The organism is Staphylococcus caeli (assembly GCF_051413795.1).
GTDB classification, from domain to species: Bacteria; Bacillota; Bacilli; order Staphylococcales; family Staphylococcaceae; genus Staphylococcus; species Staphylococcus caeli_A.
Genome location: NZ_JBOIRQ010000043.1, coordinates 1 through 1,730 on the forward strand (window position 1 = coordinate 1; position 1,730 = coordinate 1,730).

General features: G+C 28.7%; 1 protein-coding gene. It reads left to right on the top strand.

The genetic code is table 11. The annotated features are described in order from the left end of the window. Positions 1-63 precede the first annotated feature (63 nt). The coding region (locus ACSULM_RS12445) for an IS1182 family transposase (RefSeq protein ID WP_436863110.1) at positions 64-1,730 on the top strand (1,667 nt) is incomplete at its 3' end.

Genomic DNA, 1,730 nt, shown 5'->3' on the forward strand with positions numbered 1-1,730 from the left:
AAAAAATAAGGCCCTTTCGTATAATTTAATAAACACTACTAAACTAAATTAACGAGGTGCCTTATGTATAAAAATTATAACATGACTCAACTTACACTACCAATGGAAACTTCAATTCTTATTCCCGCAAATGACATGTCACAATATGTTAATGAAATCGTTGAAACAATCCCTGAAAGTGAATTCGATGAATTCAAACATCATCGAGGTGCTACGTCATATCATCCTAAAATGATGTTAAAAGTTATTCTATATGCCTATACGCAATCCGTATTTTCTGGGCGTAAAATAGAAAAAATGCTCAATGATAGTATTAGAATGATGTGGTTATCACAAAATCAAACACCGTCATATAAAACAATTAATCGTTTTAGAGTAAACCCTAGAATAGATGCATTGTTAGAGTCATTATTTATTCAATTTCATAGTCAATGTCTGAAACAAAATATTATAGATGAAAAAAGTATTTTTATTGATGGTACAAAGCTAGAAGCTAATGCCAATAGATATACATTTGTATGGAAAAAGAGTATTCAAAATTATGAATCAGCAATGAATGAAGATTCTAAAGCACTCTACCATGAATTAGTGAAAACTAAAATCATACCAAATATTAAAATAGATAATAATCATGAATTAACACAAGAAGAAATAGATTTAATTGGCACTCATTTAGATAAAGAAATTGAAGATTTAAATCATCGTATTGAACATGAAAAATGTCCTCTGAAAAGAAAGAAAACACGCCAAAAGCGAACTGAAATAAAAAGGCATAAAAAGAAATTTAATGATTATTCAGAAAGAAAGTATAAATATAAAACACAAAAAGAGATACTCCAAGATAGAAATAGTTATTCTAAGACAGACTATGATGCGACTTTCATGAGAATGAAAGATGATCATATGAAAAATGGACAGCTTAAACCAGGATATAACTTACAAATAGCGACAAATTCTCAATTTGTTTTATCATATGGTGTGTATCAAAACCCAACAGATACAAGAACAATAATCCCTTTTTTAACTATGATTAAAAAAACCTACGGTCGTTTACCTGAATATATTGTAGCTGACGCTGGTTATGGTAGTGAATCCAATTATATGGCTATTATAGATGATTTTAACAGAACACCACTTATTACCTATGGTATGTTTATTAAAGATAAGACTAAAAAATTTAAAAGTGACATTTTTAATACTCAGAATTGGAAATACGATGAAATCAATGATGAATTTATTTGTCCAAATCATAAACGATTGGGTTTTAATAGATATGCTTACCGACATGACAAATATGGATTCAAACGAGATTTTAAATTATATGAATGTGATGATTGTTCAGGTTGTCCACTGAAAAATCAATGTATAAAGTCAAATTCAAAATCAAATAAGAAAATAATGAAGAATTATAACTGGGAATACTTTAAATATCAAATTAATCAAATGCTTTCTGAACCAAAAACGAAAAAAATCTACAATCAAAGAAAAATTGATGTAGAACCAGTTTTTGGATTCATGAAGGCTATTTTGGGTTTCACTCGAGTGTCAGTTCGAGGGATAGACAAAGTCAAAAGAGAATTAGGATTTGTCCTAATGGCATTGAATGTAAGAAAAATAGTAGCTCAACGAGCTACACTATTTGATAAAAATAAAGAAAACGATAATTTCTACATTATTTCAATAGAAATTATCGTTTTCTGTTTAGTCAGAGACATTTATGTCCCAGCCTG